General features: G+C 74.9%; 16 protein-coding genes. 5 read left to right on the forward strand and 11 right to left on the reverse strand.

The window, feature by feature from the left end:
- Nucleotides 1-223 precede the first annotated feature (223 nt).
- Nucleotides 224-1,066, forward strand: coding sequence for an undecaprenyl-diphosphate phosphatase (locus ACF9IK_RS06335; protein WP_395298482.1), 843 nt, complete (start codon nucleotides 224-226; stop codon nucleotides 1,064-1,066).
- A gap of 193 nt (nucleotides 1,067-1,259) precedes the next feature.
- On the opposite strand, the gene ACF9IK_RS06340 is transcribed toward ACF9IK_RS06335, so the two are convergent.
- Nucleotides 1,260-2,765 (reverse strand): HEAT repeat domain-containing protein, encoded by a 1,506-nt coding sequence (locus ACF9IK_RS06340; RefSeq protein ID WP_395293244.1) that lies wholly within the window; start codon nucleotides 2,763-2,765, stop codon nucleotides 1,260-1,262.
- Nucleotides 2,766-3,053: 288 nt separating this feature from the next.
- On the opposite strand from ACF9IK_RS06340, the gene ACF9IK_RS06345 reads away from it, so the two are divergent.
- Nucleotides 3,054-3,563, forward strand: coding sequence for a hypothetical protein (locus ACF9IK_RS06345; protein ID WP_395293245.1), 510 nt, complete (start codon nucleotides 3,054-3,056; stop codon nucleotides 3,561-3,563).
- Nucleotides 3,564-3,715: 152 nt separating this feature from the next.
- Here ACF9IK_RS06345 and ACF9IK_RS06350 read toward each other — a convergent pair whose 3' ends face one another.
- Nucleotides 3,716-5,200, reverse strand: coding sequence for a DNA-binding protein NsdB (locus tag ACF9IK_RS06350; RefSeq protein WP_395293246.1), 1,485 nt, complete (start codon nucleotides 5,198-5,200; stop codon nucleotides 3,716-3,718).
- 470 nt (nucleotides 5,201-5,670) lie between these two features.
- Here ACF9IK_RS06350 and ACF9IK_RS06355 point away from each other — a divergent pair, with 470 nt between their 5' ends.
- Nucleotides 5,671-6,912, forward strand: coding sequence for an aminoglycoside phosphotransferase family protein (locus ACF9IK_RS06355; RefSeq protein WP_395293247.1), 1,242 nt, complete (start codon nucleotides 5,671-5,673; stop codon nucleotides 6,910-6,912).
- Nucleotides 6,913-7,035: 123 nt separating this feature from the next.
- On the opposite strand, the gene ACF9IK_RS06360 is transcribed toward ACF9IK_RS06355, so the two are convergent.
- From ACF9IK_RS06360 to ACF9IK_RS06370, 3 genes are all read right to left on the reverse strand, one after another.
- Nucleotides 7,036-8,259, reverse strand: a complete 1,224-nt coding sequence (locus ACF9IK_RS06360; RefSeq protein ID WP_395293248.1) for an acyl-CoA dehydrogenase family protein — start codon at nucleotides 8,257-8,259, stop codon at nucleotides 7,036-7,038.
- Nucleotides 8,260-8,595: 336 nt separating this feature from the next.
- Entirely contained in the window at nucleotides 8,596-9,090 is a 495-nt protein-coding gene (locus ACF9IK_RS06365; protein WP_395293249.1) for a hypothetical protein, read from the reverse strand.
- A 691-nt stretch (nucleotides 9,091-9,781) separates the two neighbouring features.
- Complete coding sequence (locus ACF9IK_RS06370; RefSeq protein WP_395298483.1) at nucleotides 9,782-10,006, reverse strand: DUF397 domain-containing protein; 225 nt, start codon at nucleotides 10,004-10,006, stop codon at nucleotides 9,782-9,784.
- 295 nt (nucleotides 10,007-10,301) lie between these two features.
- Between ACF9IK_RS06370 and ACF9IK_RS06375 the strand changes: the two genes are divergently transcribed.
- Together ACF9IK_RS06375 and ACF9IK_RS06380 are read left to right on the forward strand one after the other, a co-directional pair.
- Entirely contained in the window at nucleotides 10,302-10,841 is a 540-nt protein-coding gene (locus ACF9IK_RS06375; RefSeq protein ID WP_395293250.1) for a PTS-dependent dihydroxyacetone kinase phosphotransferase subunit DhaM, read from the forward strand.
- Between the two features lie 228 nt (nucleotides 10,842-11,069).
- Complete coding sequence (locus ACF9IK_RS06380) at nucleotides 11,070-11,999, forward strand: NAD-dependent epimerase/dehydratase family protein (protein WP_395293251.1); 930 nt, start codon at nucleotides 11,070-11,072, stop codon at nucleotides 11,997-11,999.
- A gap of 15 nt (nucleotides 12,000-12,014) precedes the next feature.
- Here ACF9IK_RS06380 and ACF9IK_RS06385 read toward each other — a convergent pair whose 3' ends face one another.
- The 6 genes from ACF9IK_RS06385 to ACF9IK_RS06410 all read right to left on the reverse strand — a co-directional run bounded on the left by ACF9IK_RS06385 (nucleotide 12,015) and on the right by ACF9IK_RS06410 (nucleotide 16,703).
- Entirely contained in the window at nucleotides 12,015-12,503 is a 489-nt protein-coding gene (locus tag ACF9IK_RS06385) for an NUDIX hydrolase (protein WP_395293252.1), read from the reverse strand.
- A gap of 37 nt (nucleotides 12,504-12,540) precedes the next feature.
- Nucleotides 12,541-13,200: a NeuD/PglB/VioB family sugar acetyltransferase gene (locus tag ACF9IK_RS06390; protein ID WP_395293253.1), complete on the reverse strand. Its 660-nt coding sequence runs from the start codon at nucleotides 13,198-13,200 to the stop codon at nucleotides 12,541-12,543.
- A gap of 26 nt (nucleotides 13,201-13,226) precedes the next feature.
- Nucleotides 13,227-13,994: a sugar transferase gene (locus ACF9IK_RS06395; RefSeq protein ID WP_395293254.1), complete on the reverse strand. Its 768-nt coding sequence runs from the start codon at nucleotides 13,992-13,994 to the stop codon at nucleotides 13,227-13,229.
- Between the two features lie 38 nt (nucleotides 13,995-14,032).
- Nucleotides 14,033-15,256: a glycosyltransferase gene (locus ACF9IK_RS06400; protein ID WP_395293255.1), complete on the reverse strand. Its 1,224-nt coding sequence runs from the start codon at nucleotides 15,254-15,256 to the stop codon at nucleotides 14,033-14,035.
- Entirely contained in the window at nucleotides 15,249-16,100 is an 852-nt protein-coding gene (locus ACF9IK_RS06405; RefSeq protein ID WP_395293256.1) for a polysaccharide deacetylase family protein, read from the reverse strand. The genes ACF9IK_RS06400 and ACF9IK_RS06405 overlap by 8 nt, the downstream gene beginning before the upstream one ends.
- 330 nt (nucleotides 16,101-16,430) lie before the next feature.
- The gene (locus ACF9IK_RS06410; RefSeq protein ID WP_395293257.1) at nucleotides 16,431-16,703 is read right to left on the reverse strand and encodes a hypothetical protein; all 273 of its coding nucleotides are present in this window, start codon (nucleotides 16,701-16,703) and stop codon (nucleotides 16,431-16,433) included.
- Between the last annotated feature and the right edge of the window lie 195 nt (nucleotides 16,704-16,898).

Genomic DNA, 16,898 nt, shown 5'->3' on the forward strand with positions numbered 1-16,898 from the left:
GCGAAGCGGTCCGGAACGGGGGCGCGCGAAAGCCCGTCATCTCCACCGCGTAGCATCGGGCGCGCGCCGGGCCTTCGCACGGCCCGAGCATCGGGCGGGACCGGCCCTTCGCATGCCATCGGCATGTGCCTCGCGCATGCCGCAGCGCATGCTCCCGCACCGACCACCAACAAGGACCGCTGATGCGCATCGAGCGACGGATACCCCGGGCGGGTGTCCGGTGATCGAATGGTTCCACGGGGCCGTCCTCGGCCTGATCCAGGGGCTCACCGAGTTCCTGCCGATCTCCTCCAGCGCCCACCTGCGGGTCTTCCCGGCCCTGCTGGGCTGGAAGGACCCGGGTGCAGCGTTCACCGCCGTGACCCAGCTCGGCACCGAGACCGCGGTGCTGATCTACTTCCGGCGCGACATCGCCTCGATCGTGAAGACCTGGACGCTCTCGCTGTTCCGGCCCGCGCTGCGCTCGCACCAGGACGCCCGGATGGGCTGGTTCGTGATCATGGGAACGCTGCCGATCGGCATCCTGGGCAAGCTGTTCCAGGACACCATCGAGACCAACCTCCGCGACCTGCGGATCATCGGATCCACGCTGATCGTCTTCGGTGTGATCCTCGCCGTGGCCGACCGCACCCGCGCCGTCCGGTACGCCAGGCCGATCACCGACCTCACCCTGCCGCACGCCGCCTGCTACGGCATGGCCCAGGCGCTGGCACTCATCCCGGGCGTCTCCCGCTCGGGCGGCACCATCAGCGCCGGCCTGCTGCTCGGCTACAGCCGCGAGGCGGCGGCCCGCTACTCGTTCCTGCTCGCGATCCCCGCGGTGCTCGCCTCCGGCGTGCTGGAGCTGTTCAAGATCGGCGAGGGGCCGGCGCCCGCGTGGGGCCCGACCGTCCTGGCCACGCTGATCGCCTTCGCGGTCGGCTACGCGGCCATCGCCTGGTTCCTGAGGTACATCTCGAACAACAGCTTCATGCCGTTCGTGATCTACCGGGTGGCGCTCGGCATCCTGATCATCGTGCTCGTGAGCGTCGGCACCCTCGCGCCGGACGCCGGCGTCGTCAAGTAGCCTCCGCGCAGGACACGGAGCGCGACGCAGAGTAGAACGCGATTCCACCCCACCGGACCACCGGGACCACGGCAGGAGCCGTGGAAGCCGAAGCGGGCCGGGCACCTTTCCCGGGTGCCCGGCCCGCTTCGTCGTACCCGCTTCGTCGCACGAGTTCGCCGCACCGCATCCGTCGTACCGGATCCGCTGCCGGCTATCGGCTGCGCTCCCGGGCGGCGGTCAGCCGACCGCGCACGGCGGCGTGGACCTCGGCCTCCTCGGCCGGGTCGGCGGCGAGCCGGCGCAGGCGCTCCAGCACGCGGGCGTCGCCGGTGGTGGCGACGTGCCTCGCGGCGAGCTCCCGGGTGGACTCCTCGCAGTCCCAGAGGCACTCGACCGCCGGCCCCTCGGGGAAGTGCACGTCGGTCGCGGCCAGCGCCCGGGCGGCGCGTCCGCGCAGTTCGGACGAGGCCGCCTCGCCGTAGATGTGGCGCAGGACCGGGACGGCGTCGGCGGCGGCCAGCCGCCCCGCGCCGTCGACCAGTGCCCCGAGCCCGGTGCCGGTCACTCCGCGGACCGAGATCCAGCGGCGCAACCCGGCTACCACCAGCGGCGCGTCACAGGGCTCGCCGGCGTCGGCGAGCAGCTGGACGGCGGCCTCTCCGAGGGCGCTGTCGGCGCCGCCGGTGTCCGGGGCGGCCCAGCGGCGGGCGTGGGCCAGGGCCTCGGGGCCGCGCATCCGGCCGAGGAGTTCCAGGGCCGCGCGGACGATCCGGTCGTCGACGTCCGCGGCCGCGGCCTCGATCAGGCCTGCGGCGGCCGGGTCGCGCCGGTCGACGAGGTAGCGCAGGGCGGCGCGGCGGGCGCCGGGCAGGCCGCTGCGGGCCGCCTCCAGCACCTCGGGCCGGTCCTCGGGGCGGACCACGGCGGCCAGGCAGCGCGCGGCGGCGGCCGCTCTGCGGTCCACGGCGTCGGGGGCGGCCGGATCGACGTCGCGGCCGGGCTCGGGCCGGTCGGGGCGGCCGGTGAAGGCGCCGACCCCGGCGCCGCCGAGTTCGCCCTGGTCGGCCCAGACCAGCACGTCGGCGGTGGACCAGCCCGGGGTGACGCCGCTGCGGTTCAGCTGGCGCTGCCAGACGTCGAACGGGGACTGCTCACTGGCCGCGGCGACCCGCGGGTGGTAGGCCGCCCAGAGCCGCCACGGCCGGGGCTCGTAGGCGCCGCGGATGAACTCGCGCAGCTCGGCGTCGCCCTCGGGGCCCGGCGCGAACCGGTCCAGCACGGCGGTGCCCAGCAGGAGAAGGCCGCGGTCGTCGTCCCGCAGGGCGAGCTCGTCCAGCGCCCAGGCCCAGTTGGTGCCGGTCGCGGCGTACTCGCGGAGCATCAGCAGCGCGTCGCGGCGACCGTAGGCCGCGAGGTGGCCCAGCACGGAGAGCGCGAGGCCCGTCCGGGTCTCGTCGTCGTCGAGCAGGTCCTCCGGGGAGTGGAGGTGGTCCTCGATGCCGTCGAGCGGAGCCTCCAGCTCCATGTAGAGGCGCGCGTAGTAGAGGGAGCGGTTCTCGACCTGCCAGTCGGCTCGCGGATCCCTGGTGACGCACTCCTCCAGTGCGGCGATGGCTTCGGTGCGGTCGGCGGCCAGCGCATGGAGCTGCCCGTCACCGCGACCTCGCTGAAGGAGGCCGAGGAGGCTGGCACTGGGTGCTATCACTGGCTCGAACATGAGGTCAGCATCCGTTGCGGCGGTCGTAGTGGCAACGGGATTTCCGTCGCCGGGGTCTCTGGTCGGTACTGCGGTGGGCGCCCGGGCGCCGGAATCACCGAAGGTTACCGCCTCGGGCACCCCGCCGCACACAGGGCGACGGACCGTTCTTCCGCAGTGGCATATGCCGGAGGAATTTTGCCAAGGATCTGCCCCAAATCCCCCACGAGGGTGACTGCGCTGTGCGACAGTCTTCTCACCACCCCGGCAGGCCCTCACCGCCCGCCACAGCCGAGCGATGGAACCGCCATGATCATGCCGAATGCCGCCGCCCACCCCGTGGGCACCGCTCCGGCGGGTGGGCGTGCCGGGGGGCGGACGGGCGGCGGCACCGGCGGTTCCGGGGCCGGCCGGAACGCCTCCGGGGCGGCCGACGACGCGGGGGGCGGCAGAGTGGACGGCACGGCGCAGGCGCCGTCCGGCCCCGGAGTCGGCTCGGCCGAGTGGGACCTCCTCACCGACGACGTCCGGTGGTCCGCCGAGACCTTCCGGCTGCTCGGCTGCGACCCGGGGCACGGCCCGCTCAGCCTCGACCGCCTGCCCGACCGTCTCGACGAGTGCGACCGGCCGCAGCTGCGCCGCATGATGACCGACGCCCTCGTGCACGGACGACACGCCGGCGGGACCCTCCTCGTCCGCCGGCCCGACGGCGGGCACGACACGATCGAGTACGCGGGGGAGCCCGTCCTCGGCAACGACGGGACCGTCACCGCCCTGCGGATGCGGCTGCGCGCGGCCGCCCCGGCCGACCCGGTCTGACGACGCCGCTCCGACCGCACCGCACCGCCGACCGTCTGCGGGAGCCCCGACCGCCCCAGGCGGCGCCCTGGGGGCCGTCCGCGCCCGCACACCCGCGGCCCGGCCGACGCCCCGACCACCGATGAACCACCGCGCGGCCCCGCCCGACCCGCTCAGGCGAGCCTGGGCCGGTTCTTCTCGTCCGCCCGACGCAGCTCGCGCCCCATCTCCGCGCGGAGCTCGTCGACCTCCGGCACCCCCCGGTACCGGGCGGTCAGCCGGTACATCTCGCGCAGCCGGTCCCAGGTGCGGTGCGAGGAGTTCTGGCCGATCAGGTTCATCACCATCTTGGCCTGGAACTCCGCCGCGTCCGGTTCGCCGGTGAGCCAGTGCAGCGAGGCCAGCGTGATCCGGTCGAACAGCGCCGACCGCAGCTGCCCGGTGCCCTCGCGCAGGCCGATCACCCGTTCCGCGTGCCGGCGGGCCTGCGGGGCGGCCGCCGGGTCGTGCTCGGCCAGGGTGCGCAGCACCAGCGCCTGCATCCCGCGCAGCTCGGCCTCGTCGAACACCTGCATCCAGGACGGCGGGGGCTCCGGCGCGTCCTCGGCGAACAGGTCCTCCGCCTCGCCGAGCAGGCGCCAGGTGTCCTGGGAGTGCCCGATCGAGGCGTGTGCCCAGGCCTCCACGGTGTTGAACATCGCTCTGGTCCGGGGCGACAGCCGGCCGCCGTTCGCCTTCGCGGCCGCCATCAGGTCGAGCGCGTCGTCGGCCCGGCCGAGGTGCACCATCTGCCGGGCGGCCCGCGAGATCGCCTCACCGGCGCGCGGACGGTCGCCCGCCTCCTTCGCCGCCTGGGCGGCGATCACGAAGTACTTCTGCGCCGTCGGCTCCAGGCCGACGTCGTGCGACATCCAGCCGGCCAGCACCGCGAGGTTGGCCGCGACCAGCCACAACCGCTGTTCGACCACCGGGTCGTGCCGGCTCGTCAGCAGGCCTCCCACCTCGTTGAGTTGGCCGACCACCGCCTTGCGCTGCAGTCCGCCGCCGCGTGCCGCGTCCCAGGCGCGGAACACCTGCACCGAGCGCTCCAGCGCCTCCACCTCGTCGAGCCCGACCGGGCCCGCGTCGTACACGTCCACCACCGGCAGGGCGCCGCCCTGTCCGGTGACCACCGGCCGGGGTCCGGCCGCCGAGGCCGCGTAGGCGACGGCGTCCCCGCCCAACCAGCCCCTGAGCGAGTCGGCGACGACCGCCCCGGCCGTGAGCGCGGCTCCCGCGCCCACCAATCCACGTCGGTTCAGCATGAGGTCCATTCCCGTGAACTCGGTGAGGACCGCGGCCGTACGATCCGGCTCCCATGGATGTGTTGCGGGCTGCGCCGCTCCGGTCCTGGTGGGCCGGTGTCGCTCAAGACCGAGGTCCTCAGTGGTGACGACACGGCCGAGCCGCTCCGTGAACACGGCAGCCAGTACCCTGGGCACCGGATCGCGCGGGATCTCGCCCTGCTCGATCCACCGCCTCACCCGCGAGGTGTCCGTGGACAGTTGCTGCTGTCCCAGCGAAGCACCGCGCCGGTTGACCAGCCGCGCGAGCTCGCCCTTCGACCATCCGGTCATGACGAACAGGTCGGCGAGTCGGGTGTTGGGTCCCCTGCTCAAGTGAAGCCCCCAGGTTCCTCGGCTGGTTCGAGGCTAGAGGCTCCGTCATGTGCCAGGCGAGCATTCGCCAGGCTTCGCCAGGGTCCGCCACATTACGAACCAGTGCCGTCCGGGTGTGATGTAGGGGTGCGCCACCTCGCCCCTCGGTTCGGGCGGCGCCCCAGGCCGGCGGCGGGTTCACCCCCGCCCGGGTCACGGGGCGTCCCCGGTCCTCACCCGAGGGGGTGGCGCGGCCGGGTGGCGCGGGGGCGCCGGGCACGGCCGCGGCAGTCCGGCCGACCGCATTCCCCAGGGTGCGGACGGCCGGTCCACCGCAGCAGGGGGCCACGGCCCCGTCCGTGCCCGGCGCCCGCGCTCCACCCACTGCACCGAACCAGGGCCGCCGTCACGCCAGGAAGCACACGGCACCGGCCCTCCCCCGCACCGCGGGGCTCACCCGCCGACGGACAGGAAGGGACCACCCTCACCCCATGTACTCCTCAGCGACCTCCCCCACGCCGACCGCGACCCGCACCGCGCTGCGCCCCCCCACCGCAGCCAACGGCCGTCCCGGCCCGAAGCTGGTCCCGCCGCCGGGCCGCCCCGCCCCGCAGCGGGGCGGCGACGGCCGGTCCGCGGACGCGCGGGGCCAGGCCGCCCGTACGGCGCTGGGGCTGCGCGCCCCCGAGGCCGGGCAGTCGGCGGCCCGGATCCCGACCGCCCGCATTCCCGCCACCCGCGTCCCGGCCACCCGTCCCGGTGACGGCCGGCCGCTGCGGGCTCCGATGCGCCCCGGCCAGTCCGGCGCACCGGAGCGGATCGACCCGTCGGCACTGCAGACGCCCGCGGTACGGGCCGCGCTGGCCGGTGTCGCGCGGATATGTCCCGCCTTCACCCCCCGGCAGGTGCTGCGCGAGGGGAGCCGCCACATCCTGGTGGCGGGCACCATCGGGCGGGCCCCGGTGGTCGCCAAGTGCCTGGCGCCGCAGGCGGTGCGGAGCGAGTACTTCGAGCAGCTGGTGGCCGACTTCCACCACGAGGTCGCGGTCTACCGGGCGTTCGTCCGGCACCGCCCGCCGGTGCGGCTGCCCCGACTGGTGGCGGCCGACCACGACCGCTGCGTGCTCGTCATGGAGCGCGTCCCCGGCCGTCCGGCCGCCCGGGAGCGCCACCCGGTCAACGCGCCCACCCCTGGCGAGGTGCGGGCGCTGCTCACCGCCGTTCGCACGCTCAACCTGTGGCGGCCGCCGACCGACGTGTTCCAGCCGCGGCTGGACTACCAGCTGGAGATCGCCCGGTACCACTCGGTGGGTCAGCTCACCGACCGGGACGCGGGCGACCTGCGCGGCCTGCTGCACGGCCTGAGCCAAACCCCGCTGCAGCTCTGCCACGGCGACGCCCTGCTCAGCAACATGCTGCTGGCGCCGTCCGGTCCGGTGCTGGTCGACTGGGAGCAGGCCGGCTGGTACCTGCCCGGCTACGACCTGGCGGTGCTGTGGAGCGTGCTCTCCGGGGACACGGCGGCGCGCCGGCAGATCAGCCAGCTCGCCCAGAGCGGCGGGACCATGGCCCGGGACGCGTTCCTGGTCAACCTGGTGCTGGTGCTGATGCGGGAGATCCGGCTGTACGACGTGCCGGGCGCGGGCGAGGAGCAGCGGATCATGATCCGCCGGCTGTACGACGACGCCGCGCTGGCCCGCCGGGCCGTCCGCGCCGCCGTCGGAACACGCTGAGCCGGTGCGCCCGGGCGGACCACGCGCGGGCGGTGCACACCGAGGCGTGCACCCAGGCGCGAACCCTGCCGGCATCGCGCGTCCCGGTGCGCCGTTCTCAGGCCCGATCGCGGGGCCCGGTCCTCAGGGCCGGGCCCCGCGGGCCAGGGCGGCCCGGCCGGCCGCGTCCAGGACGGCCTCGTCCGAGGTGAAGTGCACCCGGCTGCTGAGGACGTCGCGCAGGTAGCGCTCCAGCGGGTGGCGCCGGCTCAGCCCCGGGTCGCCCGTGAGCGTCACGGCCTGCTGGACGGCGGACACCGCGGCGCGGGTGGCCAGCAGGTGGGCGGGGCCGGTTCGGGCGACGGCCTCCGGTTCGGCCCGGTCGACCCGCGGCGCCAGGCCGTTGACCAGCTCCTCCGCACCGATCAGCTGGGCCTCGATCTCGCCCAGCGCGCACCGGTGGCGGGGCAGGCCGCCGAGCGGCTCGGCGAGGTCGGCAAAGGTGCGTCGGTGCAGGAACCGGACCAGCCAGTCCGCCGCGGAACGGGCCACCCCGAGGGCGACCGCGGCGAGGGCGAGATCGCGCCAGGCGCGGGTGAGTTCGGCCGCGGGGACGGCACCCTCGGCACCCTCGGCTCCCTCCGCGGCCGGCCCGGGGCCGCCGGCGGGCGGGGCCTTCGCCACCGTCAGCCCGAGGGCGAGCTCGGCCGGCACCCGGACCGCGTCCAGTACCACGTCGTGGCCGGCGCTGGCCCGCAGGCCGAGCTGGTCCCAGGTCGGGTCGACCTCGACGCCCTCGCTCTCGCCCCGGACCAGGAAGGTGCCCACCCGCGGCTCCGGCTCGTCGGTCCGCGCCGTGACGGCCATCCAGGCCAGCGCCTCGGCGCCGGCGACGTACGTCTTCCGGCCGCTGAGCAGCCACCCGCCCTCGGCGTCCCGCCGGGCGAGCGTCGCCGGGAGCTCCCCCGGCCGGCCGCCGGGCTCCACGTGCAGGGTGCTGACCAGCACCGGTCCGCGCCGGGACTCGGTGAGCAGCCTGCGGTAGCCCGCGGCCGGCCAGGCCGCCACCCGGGCCTGCTCGGCGTGCCGGAGCAGGGTGAATGCGGTGACCAGGGCCACCGAGGCGTCCCCGCGGCCGAGTTGGGCGAGCACCCGGACGGTGTCCGCGAGCGTGCCGCCCGGCCCGCCGTACCGCCGGGCGACGGTGAGGGTGAGCAGTCCGGCCTCGTGCACCGCCTCGATGCCCTGGTACGGGAAGGTGGCGTCGCGATCGTGCTCCTCGGCGCGGGCGGCCAGCAGGTCGACGACCCGGGGCAGTCCGGCCAGGGCCGTGGCGACGGGCGACTGGTCGGCAGACGTGGTGGTCATGGTGCTGGTGCCTCCGGGCGGCAGCGTGGGCTCGGCTCTTCGGGCGGCACGCCGAACGGGCGCGCGGTGCCGGTGGGCGGCCCCGGAGGTCGGTGGGAGTGCGCCCCTGGATCGGCGGCGGCCCTTCCGGCCAGTCGCCCGCCGCCTCGGGGACGGTTCCCCTCAGCGCCCCGGACACACCGCACTGGCCGTACGCCGCAGGTCCGGACGGCTGCGACGGGTCGGCGGCGGGAGACGGCTCGACATGCTCGCGACTGTACGAAGCGGTGATCGAAACCGTCAAGCAGCGCCCGGGACGCACCGGCGACCCGGCCGCCGGGCGGCCGGGCGGTCCGGTCAGCCCTGCTGGAACATCTCCGCCGGGAGCGGCTTCAGGAGCTGGTAGAGGTCGTCCGAAATCGGTCGGTCCCAGGAGGCGATGGTGACCTGGACGCCGTCGCTGCGCCCGAACTGGGAGCAGAACACCCGCCCCTCGCTGACCTTGACCTTCTTCACGATCAGCAGGTCGTCCCCGAGCATCACCGGGAAGTCCTCGGCCGAGACGAACTCGACCGGTTCTTCGTTCTCCAGCGCCGCGAGCAGTTGCCGGACCTCGAAGGGCACGTCGTCCCCGGTGTCACGGGCGGGCGAGCCCTCGGGGAGGTTGCCGATGAACATCGCCGGGCCTCTGCCGCCGAACAGGTCGTAGCGCAGGAAGATCCCCTGGCAGGAGCCGTCCGGGCCGGTCATCATGGCCGCACCGAAGTCGCCGGGCCAGTCCCCCGGGTCCATCGCGAGCACGTCGAAGTCCGGGCCGGCGGGCTGTCCGGAGCGACGGCGGAGAAAAGACATGGGAACATCGTACGTGCCCGGCACACCGCGCTCGCGGGGTGGGTCGGGCACCGGTCGGAGATCCACGCTCAGAGACCAATGTTGACTCTGAGCAACCGTCCGGGCTACGTTCGGTTCAGCACGACAGCCGTTCTGGGTTTCACCCTCCGGGGGGACGGCACGTCGCAACGCGGCCCTACACGCGTATCCCTCACCGTGCACATATGTCGTGCCGAACAGCCGAGCACCCAGCTTCGTCGTCGCGCACAGCACACACAAGCCAACATTTCGATGCCACACAAGCAAGGTCCGCGGGGCCCCGGCCCGTCGCTCCCGCGGATCTGCTCGGGACGCCGCCGCGTGGGGGCGTGCGGGTCCCGAGCACCCGGTACCGGGTCCGAGTCGCTCTCGGAGCCGGTGCCAGCCTCCCGGCGACTGCCGACCCCTCGCGGGGTCGGGACCGGCCAACGCACCCCCGGTGCGCAGGGGATGACTGGGAGGCAGGCCTGGCAGCGCTGCCGGGCTGCACAGCAGGCGCCGTGTCTGGCCGCGTGGGGGCGGTGGGCACGGCGTCTGCCTGTGCTCATACTCTGAGCTGCGTTTGTCTAACAGTCAACAGAAAATATGACGGGGTACGCTCAAACGAGATCAGACCGATGCGCGTCCGATGCAGAGGTGGACGGACCCCGCTCGGGGCCCGTCCACCGGCGGCTCAGGTGAGGTCGAACTCGCCGTCCCGCGCACCGAGCACGAAGGCCCGCCACTCGCCCGGGGTGAAGACCAGGATCGGCCCGTCCTCCTGGCGGCCGTCCCTCATCCCGATGTAGCCGTCCACGAACGCGATCTGGACATCGCCGACGCCCTGGCTGGAGCACTGCCAGGTGGCACCGGTGAAGTCGACCTTCGGCTTCCCGTTGGGCGCGAGCTCCGGCACCAGGTCCGCCGGCTCGGCGGCCGATTCCACGTCAGTTCCGATGTTGGCTGGCACTGCTGCTCTCCTCCCGACGGTGTCCCGGTCAGCCTAGCCACCCCTCGCCGCCCCGGTCAGCGAGTTGCCGGGGTCTCCCCAACGCCCGGGCCTGCGGCCGGCACACCACCCCGCGACCGGGCGCGGTGTGATACGGCGTGGGGCAGCCCGGAACCCGCCCTGAGCGTGTCCCGGCACGGCGGGCGGCGGGCGAGCTGCCAGAGTGTGGGAAACCCCCCACCGAACGCCCCCCGAGGAGCCGCCGATGAGCCGCCGGGACGGCACCCGCGCCGACGTCATCCCCATCTCCGAGGCCCCGTCGGCGCACCCCCCGGCGCCCCGCACCCCGCCCTCGCGCACCCCGCTGCCCCGACCGACCCCCGGCCGACCGCCCGCGCACGGCCGGGTCGGGATCGTGCTGGTCTCGCACAGCCAGGAGCTGGCCGACGCCGTCCGGGCCCTCGCGCTCGCGCTGGTGCCCTCCGACTCCCCCGCCCCGGTCGCCGGCACCGGGGGCGACGCGCACTCCGGGCCCGGGATCAGCGCCGTCCTGGTCGCCGCGGCCACCCGCCGGGTGGACCAGGGACACGGTGTGGTGGTGCTCGCCGACCTCGGGAGCGCGGTGTCCACCGTCCGCGCGCTGCTCTCGGAGGCGGACGAGCACGGCCTGCCGTTCCCGGTCCGCTTCGCCGACGCGCCGTTCGTGGAGGGGGCGGTCGCCGCCGTCGCCACCGCCACCGCGGGCGGGGACCTCGCGGCGGTGCTCGACGCGGCCGAGGAGGCCTACCGCCAGCACAAGGACTGACCCGGGGCCGGGCGCGAGCACCGGTCGGTGCGAGGACGGGCCCGGGGCGGCACCCGGCCGTCGGCCGGGGTTCACCGAATGTTCCGCCGGCCCGGCGCGCCGCCCGTGCGGTCCCCGGACGGGCCTCAGCACTTCTCGCCGTTCCCGCCCACCCGGGGTGACCGTCCGGCTACCATCGGCGCAGGACCGGCCGAGCGGGCCGGGTGGTCGGAGGGGGGAACCTCAGCCATGCGCGTGGTCGTCACCGGCGGGGCCGGATTCATCGGTGCCAATCTGGTCCGGGCCCTGCTGGCCCGGCCCGAGATCGACCAGGTGCGGGTGGTGGACGACTTCTCCACCGGCTCCAAGGCCAACCTGGCCGGCGTCGACGCCGTGCTCCACGAGGGCAGCATCCTCGACCCGGCACTCCTGGACGAGGCCTTCGCGGGCACCGACGCGGTGGTCCACCTGGCCGCGCTGCCCTCCGTCCCGCGCTCGGTCGCGGACCCGCTGGCCAGCCACCACGCCAACGCGACCGGCACACTGGAGGTCCTCCAGGCCGCCCGCCGCGCCGGCGGCCTGTACGTCACCGCGGCCTCCTCGTCCTCGGTCTACGGCGCGAACCGGGACCTGCCCAAGTGCGAGACCATGCGCACCGCGCCGATGAGCCCGTACGCCGTCTCCAAGCTGGCCACCGAGGCCTACCTGGCCGCGTACCACCACTGCTACGGCCTCGGTGTGCTGCCACTGCGCTTCTTCAACGTCTTCGGCCCGCTGCAGCCGGCCGGGCACGCGTACGCCGCGGTGGTGCCGGCCTTCCTCGACGCCGCGCTGGCCGGGCGACCGCTGACCGTCCACGGGGACGGCGGCCAGAGCCGGGACTTCACCTACGTCGGCACGGTGACCCAGGTGATCACCGAGGCGGTGGTCCGCCGCGTGGTGCACGCCGACCCGGTGAACCTGGCCTTCGGCACCCGCACCTCGCTGCTGGAGCTGGTCGGCGAGCTGGAGCAGGTGCTCGGCCACGAGGTCGAGGTCGCCCACACCGAGCCGCGGCCGGGCGACGTCCGGGACTCGCAGGCCGACAACTCCCGGCTGCGCGAGCTGTTCCCGGACGTCCGGCCGGTGCCCCTGCGGGAGGGGCTGGAGCGCACGGCGGAGTGGTTCCGGACGCCGTAGTCCGTCCGGCCCCCGTCAGGGGCGCTGCACGCCCTCCCAGGCGAAGAAGGCCGCCCCCTCGGACTCACGCGCCTGGCGCAGCCACTCGTGCTCCTGCTCGGCCATCGGCGGCAGCTCGTCCAGGCCGTACCAGCCGACCGCGAGCGACTCGTCGTCGTTGACCCGGGCCTCCCCGCCGACCGCGCGGCAGCGGAAGACGGTGACCAGGTACTGGGTCACATCGCCGTTGGGGTAGGTGACTTCGGGCGAGACGCCGACGGCGGCCAGCAGCTCGGGGACGACCGCCACGCCGGTCTCCTCCAGGCACTCGCGCACCGCGCCGTCGGCCGGCTGCTCCCCGGGTTCGAGGATCCCGCCGGGGAGCGCCCAGCGGCCGTCGTCGGCGCGCTGGAGCAGCAGCACCCGGTCCCGGTCGTCCAGGACGACGGTGACGGCTGCGCTCAGCCAGAGCTTGCGGGTGCCCACGACGGAGCGGAGTTCGGCGAGGAACGCGGGAATGGCCATGCCCCGAGCCTAGGCCCCCGCCCGGGCGCCCGGGCGGCTACCTACGCAGCGGTCTGGCCGGGGAGCCCACCACCACCTCGCCCGCCGGGACGTCCCCGGTCACGACGGCGGCCGCGCCGACGAACGCGCCCGCGCCGATCCTGCGGCCCTGCAGCACCACGGCGTTGCTGCCCACGGTGGCGCCGTCCGCGAGGTGCACGGCACCGGAGACGTTGCCGCCCGGGTAGACCGTCACCCGCTCGCCGAGCACGGCGTCGTGACCCACGGTCGCGTTGTAGTGGACCTGACTGTGTGCGCCGAGGCGCACGCTGCTGGACACGTACGCCCCGCCCATCACCAGGCAGCCCGGGCCGAGCACGGTGTCGGGGGCGATCAGGGCCCTGGGATGGACAAGGGTGGCCGGTACCGCGCCCCGGCCGTCCAGCAGCGCGGCGAGCCGCTGCCGGACGGCCGGGTCGGCGATGCCGACCAGGTAACGGGCACCGGGCGGGACGTCCGTGGGCCGCCGGACCGGAAGGCCGCGGACGGTGGCGCCGTGCTGACCGTCGTCGAGGAATCCCGTGACCGGGACGCCGGCCGCGAGCGCCGTGTCCAGCGCCTCCCGGCCGACGCCTCCGGCGCCGGCGATCCAGAGCTCCCGGGGGTCGGGCCGGTCGGCCGGGGTCGGTGGGGCGGTCGGGCCGTCGGTGGAGGACATGCCGGTCATCCTGCCCGGTTCCGGGTTCAGGACGCCTCCTCGACGGCGGCGTGGACGGGCTGCGACAGCCGGGGTCCGGTGGCCTGCCGGGGCAGGCTGATGGTCGGGAACGGAACGACCGGCGCGGGCCCGGCGGCGGTCCCGACGTGGTCGGACGCGGACTGGCCGGTCACCGGCTGGTCGGGTGCGGGGTGGCCGGCCGGGGTCTCGGCGGCTTCGGTGGGCGCCGGGAAGCCGGGGTTGACGCCCCCGGCCGCCGTGATGCCGCTCGGCCGCAGCAACACCCCGACGGTGCGGACGAGGATGCGCAGGTCCAGAAGGAGCGAACGGTGTTCGACGTACCAGAGGTCGAGCTCGATCCGCTCGGGCCAGCCGATGGAGTTGCGGCCCTGGACCTGTGCCCACCCGGTGAGGCCGGGGCGGACGTCGAGCCGGCCGCGCTGGCGGCGGGAGTAGTGGACGACCTGCTCCGGGAGGGTGGGCCGGGGGCCGATCACGCCCATCTCGCCGCGGGCGACGTTCCAGAGCTGCGGCAGCTCGTCCAGGCTGGTCCTGCGGAGCAGGTCGCCGAGCCGGGTGATGCGGGGGGCATCCGGCTCGTCGGCGTGGCGCCTGTCCCGCATGGTGCGGAACTTGAGGATCTCGAACTCCTTGCCGTGCCGACCTGTCCTGGTCTGGCGGAAGAGCACCGGTCCGCCCATCGTGCAGCGGATCAGCAGGGCGATCACCAGGCCGAGCGGTATCGCGACGATCCCGGCCAGGACGGTGACCGCGAGGTCCCCCCCTCGCTTCATGACGGTCCTTCCCCCTGAGTCTGATGTGGTGGGTGGGCTCAGCCGACCGTCCAGGGCAGGGCCTTGGCGCGGGCGACGGCCGCGTAGGTCTCCAGCGAGACCCCGGCGACGGCGCGCTGGTCGAAGTGTGCCGAGGCGCGGCTCCGTGCTGCGGCGCCGAGCCGGTCACGCAGGCCGGGCTCGGTGAGGAGCCGGTCCAGCGCGCTGGTGAGGGCCCGGGCGTCGCCGGGCGGGGCGAGAAGCAGGTGCTCGTCGTGGGTGCCGATCTCGCGGCAGCCGCGGATGTCGCTGAGCACCATCGGCAGGCCGCCGGCGGCGGCCTCCATGGCGGAACGCGAGAACCCCTCCCGGTAGGAGGGGAGCACGAAGACGTCGAGGGCCGCGTACACCGCGGGCATGTCGCCGCGCGGGCCGAGAAACTCCACGCCGGACTCGGCGCCGTGGGCGTCGGACTTGTCCGGGTCGTCCGGGCCGATCCAGACGAACCGGGCCTTGCCGGCCAGCGCCCGGGCCGCCTCGGCGTACTCGCGGATGCCCTTCTCGGCGACCCGCCGGCCGACCCCGCCGACCAGCAGCTCCCCCGGCCCGACGCCGAGTTCGGCACGGAGCAGGGCACGGCGGCGGTCGCGCTCGCCGGGGCCGGTGACGAACCGGGTGAGGTCGACGCCGTTGCCGACCACCCGCGAGCGGCGGGACGGGACGACGCGGGCCAGGGTCCGGCGGTCCTCGCCGTTCTGGTACAGCTCGGCGTGCGAGAAGCGCGCCGCGAAGGCCTCCGCCCCGAGCACGAACGCCCGTTTGGCGAACGGGTCGTGGGCCTGTGCCCAGAGGCCGTGGCAGGTGTTGACCACCACCGGCACCCGGGCCAGCCGGCCGAGGATCCGCCCGAGCACGCCGGTCTTGGGGTTGTGGGTGTGCAGCACGTCCGGGCGGATCCGGCCGAGCACGGCCAGGAGTTCGCGGGCGGCGGCGATGTCCGCGCGGGGCTGCCAGGCGCGGGTGAGCGCCGGGAGCGGCTCGTGGCGGACGCCGATCGCCTCGATCGCGGGGACGTACGGGCCGGGCGCGCTGATGCCGTAGGCCTCGAAGCCGGCCTCCAGGTCCACCTTGAGCTCGGTGGCGAGGAGCAGGTGCAGGCTCATGTCGACGGTGGTGAGGTGGGCGACGCGCAGCGGCCGCCCGCCCGGCCCGCGCAGCCGGGCCGTCGGCGCGGGCCGGGCGGGCACGGTGGGATCGGGCGTGTCCGCGGCGGGCTCAGGCACGGGCACCCACCGCCTTGGCGGCGGCGACGATCCGGGCGTAGGCGCGCTCGGGGACCAGCCGGCCGTAGAGCTTGGCGCGGAAGAAGTCGATCGGGTCGGTGCGGCGCACCGGCACCCGGCGCAGCCGGACCGGGTCCGTCCCCGGGGTGTTGCGGCCGACCTCGCCGGTGGCCGCGGTCCGGAACCGGGCCCGCAGTGCCGGCTCCATGTGCGGCACTGGCACGCCCCAGGTGTAGGCGTAGTGCCGGGGCCGGACGCCGAGGTGCTGCTCGACGTCGTCGTTGCAGGCGTCCAGCTCGGCGGTGCTGAGCAGCTCCGGCCGGGCGTGGCTGCGGGTGTGGTTGGCGACGGTGCAGAGGCCGGAGCCGGTCATCTCACGCAGTTGCTCCCAGCTGAGCGCGGGAGCGCCGGCGGTCTTCGCGGTGGAGCCCTCCCAGCGCATCTCGCCGCCGACGTGGCCGCTGGCGAGGTAGATCGTGAACGGGAGGCCGCGCTCGCGCAGCAGGGGCCAGGCGTGGTCGTAGACGTCGGCGAAGCCGTCGTCGAAGGTGAGCACGATACCGGGGGTGCGGCGGCCGGCCTCGATCCGGTCGACCGCCTCGTCCAGCGCGACCACCCGGCCGGGCGGCAGCTCGGCGAGCAGGTCGGCCTGGGCGGTGAAGTCTGCGATGGTGACGTCCAGCTCGTCGGGGCTGCCGCCGCTCACGCGGTGGTAGATCAGGACGGTGGCACCCTCACCGGGCCTGGCTCCGACGCGGCGTGCCAGTCCGCGCTTGACCCGGGCGCGCATGCCCCCACCCGTTCCGGCCGCCTCGACTGCCCCGGACACGGCGTTGCCGCTCATCGCTCCCCCCTCTGCGGCACCCTCCCCGGCGCCGTCAAGTGGCCCTTCATCCGCCGCAGTTGACCTCTCTGGGCCGGCCGGACGAAATCACAGTAGGGGGAGATGTGGGGCTGCTGCCCCGGATTTGTGAAAGAAGCGAGAAGGAGTTGGCGGATGGGCTGAAAACCGGCCGATCGGACCGGCCGGAATCGAGCGGGAGCTCAGTCACCGCGTGGACATACCGGACACTCCGACGGTACGGGCACCCCTGGAGCCACAAACACCCCGGGAGCCACAGCGACTGCGGGCGGTTCGGGACGCACGGCGGGTCGGGGTCCGGCAGCGCGCGGGTCAGAGCGTCGCGCCGCGCCGGTAGCGCACGACGGCGAACGCGATCCGGCCGAGCAGCAGCACGCCGGCCGCGAGCGAGCCGGCCACAGCCATGGCCCAGGCCGGACCGTCACTCTCCGGAACCGCCACGGCCACCACGATGCCCACCGCCAGGCAGGCCAGGCCCACCACGGCGAGCGGGATCTGGTGGGTGACCAGTGCGCCACCACGCCACAGGTGCTGCATCCGGGTCGCACCGTGCGGGCGGGGGTGATCACGTTCCGCGTCTGCCATGAGCCCAAGGTACCGCGAGGAACCCGGACCGGCAGCCCGCGGGGAGTGACCCTCCGGGCACGCTCGGTGACGGAACCGGGCGGTTCGGAGCTCCGGCGCACGCCCCGGAGGCATATGTTCCGGGCCCGCGAAAAATCCTCGGCTGTCCGGTACAACCATCTACGCGTAGTAGCTGTCTCCACTACATTGAGCGAT

The sequence above is a fragment of the Kitasatospora hibisci genome (assembly GCF_043950205.1).
GTDB classification, from domain to species: Bacteria; Actinomycetota; Actinomycetes; order Streptomycetales; family Streptomycetaceae; genus Kitasatospora; species Kitasatospora hibisci.

What these genes read in the sequence shown, in the direction of transcription:
- ACF9IK_RS06340 (WP_395293244.1), bottom strand. Translation starts at nt 2,765, where the DNA reads ATGTTCGAGCCAGTGATAGCACCCAGTGCCAGCCTCCTCGGCCTCCTT.
- ACF9IK_RS06345 (WP_395293245.1), top strand. Translation starts at nt 3,054, where the DNA reads ATGATCATGCCGAATGCCGCCGCCCACCCCGTGGGCACCGCTCCGGCG.
- ACF9IK_RS06355 (WP_395293247.1), top strand. Translation starts at nt 5,671, where the DNA reads ATGTACTCCTCAGCGACCTCCCCCACGCCGACCGCGACCCGCACCGCG.
- ACF9IK_RS06360 (WP_395293248.1), bottom strand. Translation starts at nt 8,259, where the DNA reads ATGACCACCACGTCTGCCGACCAGTCGCCCGTCGCCACGGCCCTGGCC.
- ACF9IK_RS06365 (WP_395293249.1), bottom strand. Translation starts at nt 9,090, where the DNA reads ATGTCTTTTCTCCGCCGTCGCTCCGGACAGCCCGCCGGCCCGGACTTC.
- ACF9IK_RS06375 (WP_395293250.1), top strand. Translation starts at nt 10,302, where the DNA reads ATGAGCCGCCGGGACGGCACCCGCGCCGACGTCATCCCCATCTCCGAG.
- ACF9IK_RS06380 (WP_395293251.1), top strand. Translation starts at nt 11,070, where the DNA reads ATGCGCGTGGTCGTCACCGGCGGGGCCGGATTCATCGGTGCCAATCTG.
- ACF9IK_RS06385 (WP_395293252.1), bottom strand. Translation starts at nt 12,503, where the DNA reads ATGGCCATTCCCGCGTTCCTCGCCGAACTCCGCTCCGTCGTGGGCACC.
- ACF9IK_RS06390 (WP_395293253.1), bottom strand. Translation starts at nt 13,200, where the DNA reads ATGTCCTCCACCGACGGCCCGACCGCCCCACCGACCCCGGCCGACCGG.
- ACF9IK_RS06395 (WP_395293254.1), bottom strand. Translation starts at nt 13,994, where the DNA reads ATGAAGCGAGGGGGGGACCTCGCGGTCACCGTCCTGGCCGGGATCGTC.
- ACF9IK_RS06405 (WP_395293256.1), bottom strand. Translation starts at nt 16,100, where the DNA reads ATGAGCGGCAACGCCGTGTCCGGGGCAGTCGAGGCGGCCGGAACGGGT.
- ACF9IK_RS06410 (WP_395293257.1), bottom strand. Translation starts at nt 16,703, where the DNA reads ATGGCAGACGCGGAACGTGATCACCCCCGCCCGCACGGTGCGACCCGG.